Here is a 15,353-nt window from a genome sequence, read left to right as displayed (position 1 = left end):
ATTGACCAGCTCGCATGTCTGGAGTATGCTACTATACAAGCCTGCGAAAGCAGCGAAGCTGAGCAGAACCTGGCTACCGCGTCGCTTCAATACCCGGTAGCTTTTTTCACCTGCTGTTACTGCTTGCAAGAGAATCTGCATTCTGCATTGCAGTTGAGACCCAGGGCCGGGTCGAGAAAGGATTGAAGCATGCCAGAAAAAATGTTTGCTCCCGAGTTGTTCAGACCTCCCGTCGAGTTCCCAGAAGTTCCCTATGATCACCTGCTGCGCAGAGCGGCGGAGCGTAACCCCGATGGGCGGGCTATCATTTACCATGACCTCAGCCTGACCTATCGAGAGGTTGTCTCGATGGTGAACTGCATTGCTAACGGACTGTACAATCTGGGACTGCGCAAGGGCGAGCGGCTCTGCATATTTACCCTCAATCGGCCAGAATATACCATCACCTTCATCGCAGCGGCCTCCATCGGTCTGGTTGTGTCCCCGATGAATCCCTCCTATAAAGAGCGCGAGATTGCCTATCAACTGGAGAACTCGGAGGCCAGTGCCATCCTGGTGCAACGCGAGTTACTGCCGCTGCTGCAGGCTGTGCTGGCGCAGAAGTCGCTGCCCAATCTGAAGCATGTCATCGTTACCGGGAGCCATGTACCCGAGGGCATGCCCCAGGCGATCCCTTTCGGGCGCCTGCTGCGCGAGTCCTCGCCGAAGGCGCCACCGACAGTACCGGTCGACCCTGATGACCTGCTGGCGCTCCCCTATTCCTCGGGCACGACTGGCCTGCCCAAGGGGACAATGCTCACCCATCGCAATCTGGTCTCCAATAATCTGCAATTTACCACGGCGCTCCAGACAACCTTCACCGATGTGGCTCTGCTCTTCCTGCCTTTCTACCACATCTATGGTGTCATGCTGACTGGTGGTTTCCTGGCCTGTGGAGCCACGCAGATCGTTATGGAACGCTTCGATATGCTCCAGTCCCTGGAGCTGTGTGAGAAATATAATGTAACCTACTACTTTGCGGTTCCTCCAATTATCCTGGCACTGGCTAATGCTCCCATTGATCTGAGCAAGCTCAAGAGCGTCAAATACATCTTCTCTGGAGCAGCCCCGCTGGCGCCGGAGCCGGCGCGCAAGGTGCAGGAAAAGACAGGCATTCAGGTTGTCCAGGGCTATGGCTTGACCGAAGCCTCGCCGCTCACCCATGCTCAGCCAAAGGACCCGGCTCTGGTGCGGCTGGAGAGCGTCGGCCTGCCCGTGCACAATACCGAGCAGAAGATTGTCGATATCGAGACCGGTACGCGTGAGCTGCCGGTGGGCGAGGATGGGGAGATCATCATTCGTGGTCCCCAGGTCATGAAAGGCTACTGGAAGGCGCCCGAGGAGACGGCTCAGACGCTGCGCGACGGCTGGCTCTATACCGGTGACATCGGCCATGTCGACGAAGACGGCTACACCTACATTGTTGATCGCAAGAAAGAGATGATCAAGTACAAGGGCTTCGGCATTGCCCCTGCCGAGATCGAGGCCCTGCTCCTGGAGCATCCCGCGGTCATGGATGCGGCGGTGATCCCCGTGCCTGATCCCGAGGCCGGCGAGGTGCCCAAAGGCTTTGTCGTCCTGCGTCCAGGTCAGAGTGTGACGCCCGATGATCTGATCGCCTTTGTCAATGGGCGCCTGGCCGGTTACAAGCGCCTGGGCTTTGTGGAATTCATCGATTCCATTCCCAAGGTAGCTTCTGGCAAGATTCTCCGTCGCGAGCTGAAGGAGCGCGAGCGTGCGCGACGCGCTGCCGAGCAGCAAGCTCTCTAGCCAGAGCGCCAGGCCGAAAAAAATAGGATAGGCCGCGAACTGTGGCCATCCGGCCTTCTTGTTTGCTTGCCTGCCCAGCGCCCTGTCAGCGGCCTGCTTCAAGCGAGCTGTGGATGGTGTTCGTCTCGGTTCGTCTCAGGGCAGGGAAAGAGGGTCAACGCCAGGTCTGTTGGAGACCTTGAGTGCAGAAACAGGGTGAGAGTTCTGGCATCTATCTGCCTGGATGCCACTCTCACCCTGTCTGGTGAGGCACCCGCGATCTGGTGACTTCCTTGCAGGCTTGTGCTCGATCTGGACGATTCGTGGCGCGACAGACCCCTCCAGCCGTGCCCTAGAGCGTGCTCAGGAACATGCCGCGGGCCAAAACCTCGCCTGCCAGCGTCATGACGACGATCAGATAGAGCATGCCCGTGGCCGATTGAAAAGAGCGTTCACGTGCCAGCTTCCAGGTGAGAGCGCCCAGGACGAGAGGGAAGGCGAAGCCAAGCAGAATGCGCAGCCAGCCAAGAACGCCCATACTCAAAGGACTGACTGTGGGAGCGCCGGCTGGCTTGACGGCTGCAGGAGCGCTTGAGACGGCGGGTGCAGGCGTCGGACTCGTGGCTATGGTTGTCGCTGTGGCCTGGGCTGAGTGTGTGGCGGCGGTTGAGGTCGCAGGACTGGCTACAGTAGAGCTGACCAGCGTCAGGAGAATCTGAAGCACAATGGCGATCAGGACCACCGCTGTGCTGAACAGGAGCGGGCGCTCGCTCAGAGCTGGCGTGACAAGATACCAGTGGCCGAGCCACATCGAGGTCATCACGCCGCCGACAGCCAGAGCCGCTATGAAGAAGCTCAGAACGGTGAGGGCTTCCCCGAGCGGCGAGGGCGCGAGCGGACGGTAAATCATGCCCAGTACAAAGAGCATGAGCAAACCAGCCACTGAAGCCAGGCCGCCGCTTACCAGCCGCAGAACCCGTATCACAGAAAATTGCCCTTCCCCGGCTTGCGCAGCTTTCTCTTTACCATCTACTCCGGCTCGCCGGTCCAGGATCAGGAAGAGCAAATAGGGCAGCAGTAGCAGGAGAAAGGCCAGCAGCACCGGGCTGGCATAGCCAGTCCACTGCTTGTCGAGTCGCTCAAAGCTATCCAGCAATGGCTGGGAGGCGAAGCTCTGCTGGAAAAGATAGGTGAGAGCGGTGAAGAGGAGATAGATGATGGTGAAAAAGAGTAGAAAGCTCCGCCGCACCTCACTACGCCAGTCCAGCACGTAGAGCAGCAGGAACGAGCCGATGGCCAGCTCGCTCATGACAATTGAAAGCACCAGTGGGAGCGTCTGTATCATGCCGGAAACATATCCTTTTAGCTCGCGTCTTCCTTTGGGGTGAGGCCGACAGCATAGCCAAACAGGGGGCAGCAGCGGCCCTCACCCTGACAGATTATACTCCTCCTCCGCCAGCCGGGACAATCTGGCTGTGAGCCGGGGCAGATGTTCTCTCATCGACCTCGACCTCCGCTTTGCTTGATTGCCTGTTCTTCTGCTCCGACTGGTCACTGTTCTGGGAAAATAGTCTACCGCTCTACTGACTGTGCAACTTTTCTCCCAGCCTCACGTATTCGCTACGGCAGTGGCAGGGATGAGGAACCCTGGAAGAGAGGGTCAGCAATCTGAAGTCGCTCTCCCTTGTGGGTTCTGTGGCGTCGGGAGACCTACTGCTAGGAGACAGCAGGGTAACCGCCTGCGGCTCAGGTACCGGGTGGGTAGTCGGGAGGGAAGAAGAGTAGGCTCTCTGGCCGTTGGTGGCCGGGGGTCAGGACGGATGAGGGGGAACTGCCTTCTCCCTGGCCTGGTCAAGTGCCTTGGCCCCTCGGCGAGCTGGAATCGACGGTCAGGGTGCTGAGACTGTTCCTGTCGGCGAAGAGAGGAAGTAAAAAGAGGAGAAGAAGACGGAAGCTAGGGGGAGAAACCAGCCATGAGCCAGCAGCAAATGATGTTCCCGCCGGCTGAGGGGCCAAAGCCGGAAGGTGAAGAGCAAAGGCAGGCCCAAGCTGAGGGGGAGCCGCGCTATCCTGCGCCTTCTTTTGTTGAGGCGGGCTATGAAGCCCACGAGGCTTTTGGGAAAGTGCAACCAGGCTCCTCGTCTCTTCCGGCTTGGCAGCTTGCCCTGATCATAGTTGTTTTGGTAATTATCGGCAGTCTCTTTGTTAGCTATCTCAACAATCTACTCGGCCTGGTGCTGGCCCTGGCTGCCCTCATTGTACTGGGGGGTGTCGTGGTCCTCTGGGGCTTTAGGCGGGTAGTCACCCTGCCCCCCAGTCGCTTCGAGGTCACGGGGCGTCCAACGCTCATTATTCGCAATCCGGCTGGCCCCATTTCTATTCACCGTGGGGGAAGCCACGCTAACACGCTTGAGATCCTGGCGACGAAGTACCTGAGTGGCCTCTGGGGCGGACGCGATGAGCTGACCGTCGATTGTCAGCAGCGGGAGAACGCGGTCAGTGTCACGGTTTCGAGCCTCTACCAGCATCCCTTTTCGCTGGCGAACCTGGGCTATGTTCGGCTGGATATCAGCGTACCTGCTGTCTGTGACCTGCAGATCGAGGGCAACGCTGGCTCTGTCCAGATCCTGGGCGGGCAGGGACGGTTGACGGTCAAAACGAATGCAGGTACGATTACTGTGTTACAGGCGACACTTGAAGATCGGTCGAGTCTGGAGACTGATGCTGGGACCATCACTGTGCAGCAGAGTCGGCTCTGTGGACAGGTTTACTGTCACACGAATGCCGGAGCCATCTCTTTTGGCGGTGCCTTGGAACCCGGAGGTCACTATCAGATGACGACCAACGCGGGTGCGATAGATGTCAGCTTGCCATCCGACACATCGATGCTGCTGGCTGCCTCTTCCAGCCTGGGCGGCGTTACCAATGAGTTCGGCCAAACGCTTGTCGGTGAGCCGCCTCGAGCCAATCTCCAGCTCCATACCAATCTTGGTACCGTGACCGTCCGCCGCACCGGTCTGTCTATGCACTGAAAAGCCGTAAGACCCTTATCCCGGCTGGTTTTTCTTCATCAAGAGAAAAATTACCTTTAATAAGTTAAAGGAGAAGTAAGAAAGTATATGGAACTCCTGGAGCGTCAGAGTGTTTCCTCCGGTTCGCCCTATGAGCCTGTGATCGGCTTTGCACGGGCAGTCCGTCTTGGCAATATGATCGCCATCTCGGGTACTGCGCCGCTTGGCCCGGACGGCAGGACAGTGGCCCCTGGCGATGCTGCTGCTCAGACTCGACGCTGTCTGGAGATCATTCAGGCGGCGCTGGAGCAGCTTGGAGCCGATCTCTCGGCGGTGATTCGCACCCGTATCTTTCTAACGCGCGCAGAAGACTGGGAGCAGGTAGGCCGTGTTCATGGTGAGTTCTTTGGCGCGGTGCGTCCGGCCTCTACAATGGTGCAGGTGGCACGCTTGCTTGATCCGCAGTGGCTGGTAGAGATTGAGGCCGATGCTCTGCTCGCGACGGGCGCTCCGTAGGAGGAGACCGTCGCAAGGCGCTGCCCGTGCCCGCATCGCAGCATGACCCCGAGCGCACAAGCTGAGCAAGCAATTGACAGCGAAACAATAACTCCTCTAGACTAGAGCGCGGGAAGCGAGCGAGATAGGCGATCTACTTGCCCTCGCGCTTGACCTGCATACCTGCAACAAGGGTCGTGACCGTTCGCCTGGTGCGCGCGGCCTGTGTTGGGAGGAACCTCTGATGCTTCGTTGTCCGAATCCGCGTTGTCAGGCCAGCTATCCTGACGGCACCTTCCAGTGCAGCAAGCCCTTCTGTCAGTGTTTACTCCCTGGGGCAGTCGTTGCCGGTCGCTACACGATTGAGCAGCTACTCGGTCTGGGAGGTATGGGAGCGGTCTATCGGGCCAGAGATGGCTTTGATGAGCAGGAGGTTGCGCTCAAAATCCTCTCCCTCCACATTGCGAATATGGATATTTCCACAGCAGTGGAGCGTTTCAAGCGTGAGGCTCGTTATGCCCATCAGCTGCGACATAAGAACATTGTGCCAGTGCTCAACTTCGGTCAGGACGGGCGCCTGCTCTACCTGGCCATGCCCCTTGTCACGGGGGGAACGCTCAAAGCCTTGCTCAAGGATGAGAAGCCGCTGTCGCTAGAGCTGGCTCTGCGCTATCTTGACGATCTCGCTGAAGCAGTAGATGCGGTGCATGCCCATCCGCAGCGCATCGTCCATCGTGATATCAAACCCTCAAATCTTCTCATTCACCAGGATGATGGGCGGCTGGTCCTGACAGACTTTGGTATTGCGCGCGCGATGGAGAAGGAGGTGCCGCTAACGCAGCGTGGTTGGGCCCTGGGTACCCAACACTATATCGCTCCCGAGCAAGAGAAGGGGCGTGCTGAGCCAGCAAGCGATATTTACTCAATGGGGGTAGTCGCCTATCAGATGTTCACGGGTCTGCTCCCCTTCCAGGCCATCGTGCGCAGCCACTCAGCTGAGCTACCACCGCCGAGCCAGCTCAACCCGGCTCTCAATCCTGGAGTCGATGCGGCTATTCTACGGGCCATGCATATTGATCCAGCGCAGCGCTGGTCGAGCGCCCGCGCCTTCGCCGACGCTGTGAAAGCAGCCCTTGCTGAAGCCCCCACCGTGATTGTGCCGCCTCCTGAGCGCAGCAGCCCTCTACGTAGCAGCGCTAATTTGTTGGTGCGTACCCTCATTCCAGGGAATCCTTGTGGGACCTGTGGACGAGAAAACCGTCCCGGCTCGCGCTACTGTCGTCACTGTGGCCGCGCTCTCAATGGAACCTCACCGCTCGTGATTGACGTCTGTCAGGTCGGCTATATAAGCGATGTGGGGCGGCGCTACGTAGCGCAAGACAACGAAGACATGCTCCTCATTGTCCAGGGTCTTGGTCTAGGTCTCGGGCTGCCACCACGTCCGTTTGGCCTGTTCGGGGTTGCCGATGGGCTGCGCGGCCCTGGAGGGCACTCGATCGGTGGACATGAAGCCAGTCATCTGGCTATTGCCACTGTAGCTGATGTTCTCATCCCGCGCCTGACTGCTTTGCCGTCTTGGTCGCAGAATGCAGGCGGCTCGCGAGCCGCGCAGCAAGCCGAATCGTTGCTGCGAGAGAGCGTCCTGCGTGCCAATCAGGTCATCTACCACTCTAATGCTGACTACAACACAGCGATGGCCAGTACGCTAACCGTGGCCCTTCTTCATTGCCACCACCTCTATGTGGCCAGCGTTGGCGATAGTCGAGCCTATCACTTCGTTCCCGGCAGAGGACTGGAGCGCATCACCCGCGATCATTCGCTGGCCGCCAACCTGGTCGAAGCAGAGCTACTGGCGCCCGACGATCTCTATAATAGTGCCCGACGCCATCGTCTATACCGTTATTTGGGCCAGGCGCCCCACCTGCAGATGGACTTTTTCAGCCGTCAAGTAGCGGTGGGTGACCTGATCCTGCTCTGTACCGATGGACTTTGGCATATGCTCCGTGACGAGCGTCTCAGCGAGCTGCTGGCACGCGGCGGTGATCTCCAACAGCTGGCTCGCTCGCTGGTTGATGAGGCTAATCGCGCCGGCGGCGAAGGAAACATCAGCGTTATTCTGGTGCGCGTGCAATAAAGTGCCTGGGGAGTCGGCCTTGCTTGCTCTCCGCTTGCGCTGCCCCCTGTCCTCCTCCAGCGGAGGGGGTAAGTGCTGGCCGAACAGGAAGTGGAGGGCAAAAAAAAACAGGCTGACAAACCTGGGTAACGTAAAGAGATCTATCCGCCAGGCTGGCGCTGTACTTTACAAGGTGCAGCTCTCACCGGAAGCGCACGCTCGATGCGTCGCGACTGACGGGTCAGCCGCCCACAGGACCGGCTCAGCTGCCAGCTAACCGGCGTCACTTTCCACGCGGTCCTCCTGCATGCCTTCACCTTCCCTGTGCCGCTTCCGGTGAGAGCGCAGAACACGGGCGGAGGAGTAGCCCGCTATCCAATCCGCCACGTGTAAACGGCCCTCACACCTCAGCGGGTGCTAGCGGCTACCAGCTCCTTCTGAGGCTCGGGCTGACCGGCTGTGATCGCGATGCGCTTTGGCCGGCTGGCCTCGCTCACCGGGATAGTGATCGTCAGCAGACCATGCTCGTAGTGCGTCTCGATCTGATCGGCCACAATCGGCTTAGCAAAGGTGATGCTGCGCACACACTCGCCGGAACCGATCTCGTGCAACAGCCAGTTCACCTGCTTCCCCTCATCCACCAGGGCCGGATAGCGCGCCTTGATCGTCAGGGTGTTCTCCTGGACCGTCAGATCGATGTCCTCCGGCTTGACGCCCGGCAACAGCGCCTGCACCTGATAGCCCTGATCCGTCTCATAGACGTTCATGGGCACGCTCAGGCTCAGGGGCGTGCCGAAGAACGGACGCACAAAGGTCTGCTCGAACAGCCGGTCCATCGCCTCGCGCAGGCTCATCATCTCACGCCAGGGATCGAAGCGAACCATCGTTGTCATGGTCCGTCACCTCCTTCGTGACATGATTACCTAGTCACGCAGCGATGTCAGGCCACAAGAGGATCGGTTCTCTTGGAGCGCGCCAGAGCGAGATTCTTCGCGCACTCCCCTGCCAGCCAGTCATACGCTACACCGGCTGGCCTCCTTCTGGCCTTTCCACCCTTTAGAAACAATGACCAGGGGAACTTTATTCCCGTCAGGGCAGTATGCATTCAGAGTCTCCCGACTATCTACTCATCTACTCAGTAACCAGCGTCCAACAGCGCAGCACCTCGGCCACGCTCCAGGCCTGGGCAAAGCAGCCAGCAGGTGTGAAAGGGGGCTCCGGCTCGGCCACCTCGCTAACTGTGCCCAGGCAGGCCTCCCAGAGGTGGCGCACCAGCGGCTCCAGCAAGGGCAAAATGGCCTGGTTGTCCTTGTAGACATGGAGGTAGGCATCGATATAGGCGCCGATGAGCCAGGGCCAGACTGTCCCCTGGTGATAGGCACTATCTCGCTGGCGTTGATCGCCATTGAAGCGAGAGCGATAGTGGGGATCGCGGGGGCTGAGTGTACGCAGCCCGAGCGGTGTCAGCAGCTCGGCTCTCACACGTTCGACAATGCTGCGTGCCTGCTCATCGCTCAGCAAACGACGTGGTAAAGCCACTGCAAAGAGCTGATTAGGACGCAGAGCGCTATCGTTCTCGCCCGTCTCTCCATCGACGTCCACCACATCGTAGAGATACCCTCCCTCGGGATACCAGAAGCGCTCGGCGAAATGTTTGCGCACCTGGATGCGTAACTGGCTGTAGCGTGTAGCGTCAACGGCCAGACGCACTGCCCAGCTCTCCATGCAGGCCAGGGCATTGTACCAGAGCGCATTGATCTCCACAGGCTTGCCGCGACGCGGCGTCACCGGGCAGCCATCAACGCGCGCATCCATCCAGGTCAGTTGCAGATCGCTTGTGCCCAGCCCTACAAACAGCAGGCCATCGCGCTGATCCATGCCAATACCGAAGCGTGTCCCGCGCATATACCATTGCAAGATCTCCTCAAGAGCGGGAAACAGCTCCTTAAGCAAAGTCCAGTCGCCGGTGGCGGCCAGATAGCGATCGAGCGCGCGGAAAAGCCAGAGCGAGGCATCGGCGGTATTATACTCCGGAGCCGCTGCGTTCTCGGGAAGGCGGTTCGGCAGTAAGCCCTGATTGGCGGAGGAGGCAAAAGCCTTGAGCAGCCCTCGGGCCTCGCTATAGCGACCGGTGCTCAAGAGCAGGCCAGGCAGGGCGATCATGGCGTCGCGCCCCCAGACCTCGAACCACGGATAGCCGGCGATGATCGTCTTATGATCGGGCGAGAGCTGCAAATAGCGCTTCCCCGTAGGAGTGAGCACGTACTGCGGACGAGCCACAATAAACTGATCAGCGGCCACTACCAGGCGGGCGCGAACAGGATCGCTCTGCGCCAGATCCTCGACGCTACGGTCTGCCACAGCAAGGAGCTGCTTGAGACGGCGACGATGATGGGCATAAGCCTGGGCGACCTGCTCCTCATGCTGCGGGCTGCCCAGGGCGGCAGGCGGTTCCTGCTCTGCACTCAATACAAGCGTCACCCGATCGCCAGGCATCAGCGGGAGATGGAAGACGCCAGGCAGATAGACATCCTCCTCACAGGGCAGGCCACGCTCGCGATCGTGACGGTGGAGGACCCGCCAATACCACAGTCCCCGTGGCTCAAAGCGAGCTGAGGGACCGACGATCAGCTGATAGACGGGAGTGTCAGCGCTGGCACGGATGCGGTAGCGGTTCCCTTCCTGCTCGACCTGAAAATGCCAGCCGGGATCTCCACGCAGTGTGCTGTGATGGCTGCGCGCGACACAGAAAGGCAGGAGCGTCAGCAGCGACGGCTCCCGCACCTGCTCACCGCTCTCGTCGTAGCTACCGTGCAGGGCATACTGGACATAGGTGGTATTCTGCCCGTATTCCATCCAGATGCGCTTCTCTAGGATGAGAGCGGTTCCCAGGCGATAACGAAAGCAGGGAATGTCGCCTTCGAGGCAGACGCTGTCGAGGTACGACATTCCCTGCGGGTCAAGCGTGCCATCGTGGTACTCGTTGACCCCCAGTCTCAGGACCGGGCCCTGGGGGAGGCGAAGCTCCTCGTCGACCTTCGTCACGAGTACCCAACGCTCAATCGGCGGGCGAAGGGCGGCGACTAGCAGGCCGTGGTAGCTGCGCGTGGTGGCTCCAAGAAGCGAGCCAGCGGCGTAGCCGCCGAGGCCGTTTGTGACCAGCCATTCGCGCTCCAGGCCCGCCTGAACGTCGCCGCAGATGGCGCGACCAAGCGAGAGATTCCATGCGTTCAGCGAAGTGCGCTTCATTGCGCTTGTCTCAGACTGTTGCATCATGGCCCTCGTTCCCCTGGCGCTAAAATGGAGGCGTGAGCGCCGCCGGAGTGCTCCCGAGCAAGCTCCGCTGCTGGCGCGTGCCTGCCTCCCCGATCCTGCTCTTGATCTCTCCATCCATCGCTATTGTTGCTGCACAAGCGTTGGCCACGCGAGGCCGCGTCTAAAGGTAGGCATCAACCTGCAGATGGTATGCCCGACCGCCTGCTCCAGGTGAGAATCTCAGGGGCGTGGTAGTTCGCGCAGAGCGGCCTTCATCCGTTGTAGCGCGGTCTCGATGCGCTCCTCGGGAGCTGTCATAGAGATGCGCAGATAGCCCTCTCCAGCAACGCCGAAGTTTGACCCGGGAGTCAGCAGCACCCCGGTCTGATCAAAGAGCCAGCTTGCGAAATCGCGGGCCTTGAAGCCCTTCGGCACCGCGGCCCAAACGTAGAGGCCAGCTTGTGTCTGGCGAGCGCGCAGCCCCAAGGAGTTGCAGCCTGCCACAAGCAGATCGCGGCGACGGCGGTAGACAGCGTTGCGCTCCTGGATCCAGGAATCGGGCAATTGCAGAGCCGCGATGGCCGCGTGCTGGATCGGACGGAACATGCCGCTATCGATATTGCTCTTGAGCCGTCCCACCGCGTCCACGACCTCGCGATTGCCAACGAGCCAGCCGACGCGGAACCCGGCCATATTATAGGTCTTACTGAGCGAGTGCAGCTCAACAGCTACCTCGCGCGCCCCCGGGATCTCCAGAATACTTGGTGGACGCTGTTCGAAATAGACCTCAGCGTAAGCCATGTCGTGCACGATGAGCAGGTCATGCCGGCGAGCGAAAGCGACTGCGCGTTCAAAAAAAGCCTGGTCGGCGCAGGCGGCAGTCGGATTGTTTGGATAGTTCAGCCAAAGGAGGCGGGCTTGTTGAAGCACCGAGGAAGGAATGCTTTCCAGATCGGGCAGATAATCATGGCTTTCGCGCAGCGGCAGCAAATAGGGATGAGCGCCGGTGCTGGTTGTACCTGTCACGTAGACGGTATAGTTAGGATCGGGCACAAGGGCCACGTCGCCCGGGTTGAGCACTGCCGCCGCCACGTAGGCTAAGCCCTCTTTTGATCCCAGGAGTGGCAAAGTCTCCTCCTCCGGTGTCAACGTCACTCGGAAACGCCGCTGGAACCAGGCCACAAAGGCCTCGTGGAGGGCACGCAAGCCGCGATACTCAGGATAGCGGTGGTTCTCTGGATCGTGGGCCGCCTGACAGAGGCGCTCAATAACGGCGGAGGGCGCGGGTAGATCGGGATCGCCCATCGACAGATTGATCACATCAACCCCTGCCGCCTGGCGGGCGGCCAGCTTCTTCTGTGTTTCGGCAAAGTGATATGGGGGTAGACTCTGAACAAGACGTGATAGCTGCACAGATGGCTCTCCTTTTGCGTTCGCAAGCGAGATCATACCGCCAGCATTCCTATGGCGGCAGCAACTCAACGGGGCGCCGGCGAGCTACTCAGCAGGAGCAGCCTCGTACCAGTTTCGCCCCACTTTAGTTTCCACCTTAAGCGGGACCTTCTCCGTGATCTCTGGAATGTCTTCCATGATGGTCCGTACCAGGCGGCGGGTTGTCTCCAACTCCTCCACTGGCACCTCAAAGACCAGCTCGTCATGCACCTGGAGGATCATGCGCGCCTTCAAGCCGCGCTCCTGCAGGGCATGGTGAATACGGATCATGGCGATCTTAATCACGTCCGCATTAGTGCCCTGGATGGGCATGTTGATCGCCTCACGCTCCAGAGCCTGGCGCTCCGGTCCGCTGAGAGTCCGCAAGTCTGGCAAGAAGCGCTTGCGCCCGAAGAGCGTATTCACATAGCCCTGCTTGTAGGCCTGGTTCAAGGTCGCATCCACGTAGTGCCGCACCTCGGGGAAGGTCTCGTGATAGCGCTTGATGAACTCGCTGGCCTCGGCGTTGCTCATGCCGGTCACCTGAGCCAATCCGAATGCTGACTGACCATAGAGAATGGCATAGACCACGGTTTTGGCCAGGCGGCGCTGCTCGGGCAAAACCTGGCTCACCGGCACGTGGAAGAGAGAGGCGGCAGTGATCGTATGAATGTCTTCGCCCCGCTGGAAAGCCTCCACCAGACGCTTCTCACCCGTAATGCGCGCCAGAATGCGTAGTTCGATCTGAGAATAGTCGGCAGTGAGCAGGAGGTAACTTGGGTCAGCAATGAAGGCGCGCCGAATCTGGCGCCCGATCTCCGTGCGCACAGGGATATTCTGCAGATTGGGATTGCTAGACGACAGCCGCCCGCTGGAGGTCACCGCCTGATTGAACGAGGTATGCACGCGCCCGGTCACGGGGTCCATTAGGGTCAGCAAGCCATCGACGTAAGTAGATTTCAGTTTAGTGAGCTGGCGGTATTCCAGCAAGGCATCAACCACCGGATGAAGGCCCTTGAGACTCTCGATGACCTCGGCGCTGACCGAATAGCCGGTGCGCGTTTTGCGCCCTGTGGGCAGCTTCAGCTCTCCAAAGAGGACCTCGGCCAACTGCCGCGTTGAATTGATGTTAAAATGATGTCCGACGGCGTCGTAGATCTTCTGCTCCAGAGTGCGAATTTGTTCGTTGAGGCGCTCGCCGAAATCGTGCAGGAAGTCGGCATCCAGGGCCACCCCGTGCAGCTCCATCTGAACCAGCACGTCCACAAGTGGCACCTCTATACGCTCGAAGAGCTTCCACAGGCCGTGCCGCTGCAGGTCGCGCTGCAAGGGGGCTACCAGACGCAGCGTCATGTCTGCATCGGCCCCGGCATACTCGGCGGCACGCCTTGCCGAAACCTGGGCCATGCTGATGGCCTTGCTACCGCTGCCGATGAGCTGGGAGATAGGGGTCATCACATAGCCCAGGCGCTGGAAAACTTGCTCTTTCAGTCCCAGGCCGCGTCGGCCAGGGTCCAGCAGATAGGCTGCCAGGAGCGTGTCGAAGGTTAATCCCTGGATGCGTACACCGTAGCGCGCCATCACCAGCAGATCGTACTTCGCATTATGCATATATTTAGCAATACGAGCATCTTCCAGTACCGGGCGCAACCGCTCCAGGACGAGTGGTAAAGGAAGCTGGGCCGGTGGCTCTTCGCCATCGAGCGTCTGCTGATGGCCAATAGGGACATAGTAAGCCTCTCCGGGGGCCATACTAAAAGCTAGCCCGACCAGTTCGGCCCGCCACTGGTCTTCAGAGGAAGTCTCGATGTCAAAGGCAAAGGCTCCTGCCTGGTGCAGACTGTGCACCAAAACCGTCAGCGCCTCCTCGCTGGTGACCAGCAGCGTGTTGGTTGTTTTCTCACTGGTCGGCTCAAGGAGTGGGAGACTATCCTCAAGAGCAGGCAGACGGAGATGGCGCACCTCTGCCTGGGCTGGCAACTCGAAGAGTGCCAGTTGCTCCACCTGGGCATGATCTCTATCTCTGGGCTGAGACGGCGACTGGCTGGCGGGCTCCTGGGAAGTCAGGGGGAGTTCCGCTGCTAGCGTTGGCTCACCGGTCTGAGTGAGCTGCGTTGGAGGAGGAGGAGGCTCCAGGATAGGCACGATACCCAGAGGAGCGGCCTGCTCTGCGCGGGCTTCCTCCTCGCTTGGGGCCTTCGTGGACTGCTCAGCAAAATCAGGCCCCGGCTGCCCTGCATCGGGAACAAAGATCTGCCCCTGGCCGCTCGCCTGGCCGCCGCCTCTCGTATCACCGAAGGTACCGTCGGGACCGGGCAGCCGATCAACCAGCGAATGAAACTCCAGCCTACGGAAGAGAGCCAGCGTCTTCTCGCGATTGAAGCGCCTGATATCGCAAGCGGCCAGATCAAGCTGTACGGGAGCGTCGCGTACAATTGTAGCCAGGTACTTGCTTTGAAGCGCCTGCTCGCGTGCCTCGCTGAGGGCTTTCTGCTCTTTAGGTTTCAGCTCGGCCAGGTGTTCCAGCAGTGCCTCAAGGCTGCCGTAGGTGGCGATCAGCCGACTGGCGGTCTTCTCTCCAATCCCAGGCACGCCGGGGATATTATCTGACGGGTCGCCGACCAGGCCCTTGAAGTCCGGCAGCTGTCCTGGTTCAATGCCATAGCGCGCTTGTACCGCGGCCCGATCGTAGACTGTCACTTCGCTAATGCCGCGTTTGGCCACCATGACGCGTACACAGTCATCGACCAGCTGCAGCGTGTCCATATCGCCGGTCAGAATAATGGTCTCCAGACCCTGCTCCGTTGCCTGACGCGCCAGTGTTCCGAGCAGGTCATCGGCTTCAAAGCCATCCAGCTCGTAGACAGGAAAATTGAAGGCCTGCACCAGCTCACGGATACGCTCAAACTGCGAGCGCATCACTGGTGGTAGCGAAGGACGCTGCGCCTTGTACGTTGGAAGGGCCTCATGACGGAAGGTAGGCACCGAGCGATCGAAGGTCACAGCCACATAGTCTGGCCGCACGTCGGCCAGCGCCTTCAGCAGCATGCTGGCGAAGCCAAAGACCGCGTTCACCGCCTCGCCGCTGCTCGTTGTCAACGTTACGGGCAGCGCATGGAAGGCGCGGTGGATCAAAGCATGTCCGTCGACCAGGAGCAGCTTTTTGCCACTCTCACCACACCGAGACTTCTCCGGTGCTCTGGAAATGTCACTCTCACTCATACCTTCTACTCAACCCTTCAGGCCCCAGCTTTCTCTCA

The 15,353-nt window shown here is 59.8% G+C and carries 9 protein-coding genes; 4 read left to right on the top strand and 5 right to left on the bottom strand.

Annotation, left to right across the window (positions count from 1 at the left end):
• The first annotated feature begins 189 nt into the window (after positions 1 to 189).
• Entirely contained in the window at positions 190 to 1,809 is a 1,620-nt protein-coding gene (locus tag KTAU_RS01205; protein WP_151726659.1) for an AMP-binding protein, read from the top strand.
• A 331-nt stretch (positions 1,810 to 2,140) separates the two neighbouring features.
• Here the strand turns inward: KTAU_RS01205 and KTAU_RS01200 are convergent, their stop codons facing one another.
• The gene (locus tag KTAU_RS01200; RefSeq protein ID WP_151726658.1) at positions 2,141 to 3,133 is read right to left on the bottom strand and encodes a hypothetical protein; all 993 of its coding nucleotides are present in this window, start codon (positions 3,131 to 3,133) and stop codon (positions 2,141 to 2,143) included.
• A gap of 628 nt (positions 3,134 to 3,761) precedes the next feature.
• On the opposite strand from KTAU_RS01200, the gene KTAU_RS01195 reads away from it, so the two are divergent.
• The 3 genes from KTAU_RS01195 (at position 3,762) to KTAU_RS01185 (ending at position 7,428) form a co-directional block, all read left to right on the top strand.
• Positions 3,762 to 4,820 (top strand): DUF4097 family beta strand repeat-containing protein, encoded by a 1,059-nt coding sequence (locus KTAU_RS01195; RefSeq protein WP_151726657.1) that lies wholly within the window; start codon positions 3,762 to 3,764, stop codon positions 4,818 to 4,820.
• A gap of 87 nt (positions 4,821 to 4,907) precedes the next feature.
• Positions 4,908 to 5,315 carry a RidA family protein gene (locus tag KTAU_RS01190; RefSeq protein ID WP_174844049.1) on the top strand — a complete coding sequence of 136 codons (408 nt, stop codon included), beginning with the start codon at positions 4,908 to 4,910 and terminating at the stop codon, positions 5,313 to 5,315.
• A 223-nt stretch (positions 5,316 to 5,538) separates the two neighbouring features.
• Complete coding sequence (locus KTAU_RS01185; protein ID WP_151726656.1) at positions 5,539 to 7,428, top strand: protein kinase domain-containing protein; 1,890 nt, start codon at positions 5,539 to 5,541, stop codon at positions 7,426 to 7,428.
• A 386-nt stretch (positions 7,429 to 7,814) separates the two neighbouring features.
• Here the strand turns inward: KTAU_RS01185 and KTAU_RS01180 are convergent, their stop codons facing one another.
• The 4 genes from KTAU_RS01180 to polA all read right to left on the bottom strand — a co-directional run bounded on the left by KTAU_RS01180 (position 7,815) and on the right by polA (position 15,315).
• Positions 7,815 to 8,300, bottom strand: coding sequence for an Hsp20/alpha crystallin family protein (locus KTAU_RS01180; protein WP_151726655.1), 486 nt, complete (start codon positions 8,298 to 8,300; stop codon positions 7,815 to 7,817).
• Positions 8,301 to 8,538: 238 nt separating this feature from the next.
• Entirely contained in the window at positions 8,539 to 10,683 is a 2,145-nt protein-coding gene (locus tag KTAU_RS01175; protein ID WP_170292968.1) for an amylo-alpha-1,6-glucosidase, read from the bottom strand.
• Between the two features lie 219 nt (positions 10,684 to 10,902).
• On the bottom strand, positions 10,903 to 12,075 hold the full coding sequence (locus KTAU_RS01170; RefSeq protein WP_228026271.1) for an LL-diaminopimelate aminotransferase: 1,173 nt from the start codon (positions 12,073 to 12,075) through the stop codon (positions 10,903 to 10,905).
• Positions 12,076 to 12,159: 84 nt separating this feature from the next.
• Positions 12,160 to 15,315 carry a DNA polymerase I gene (gene polA / locus KTAU_RS01165; RefSeq protein WP_151726652.1) on the bottom strand — a complete coding sequence of 1,052 codons (3,156 nt, stop codon included), beginning with the start codon at positions 15,313 to 15,315 and terminating at the stop codon, positions 12,160 to 12,162.
• Positions 15,316 to 15,353: the final 38 nt, after the last annotated feature.

The organism is Thermogemmatispora aurantia (assembly GCF_008974285.1).
Lineage (GTDB): Bacteria > Chloroflexota > Ktedonobacteria > Ktedonobacterales > Ktedonobacteraceae > Thermogemmatispora > Thermogemmatispora aurantia.
The sequence above is the reverse complement of the archived record's forward strand: the minus strand, read 5'-3'. Positions and strand labels throughout refer to the sequence as shown.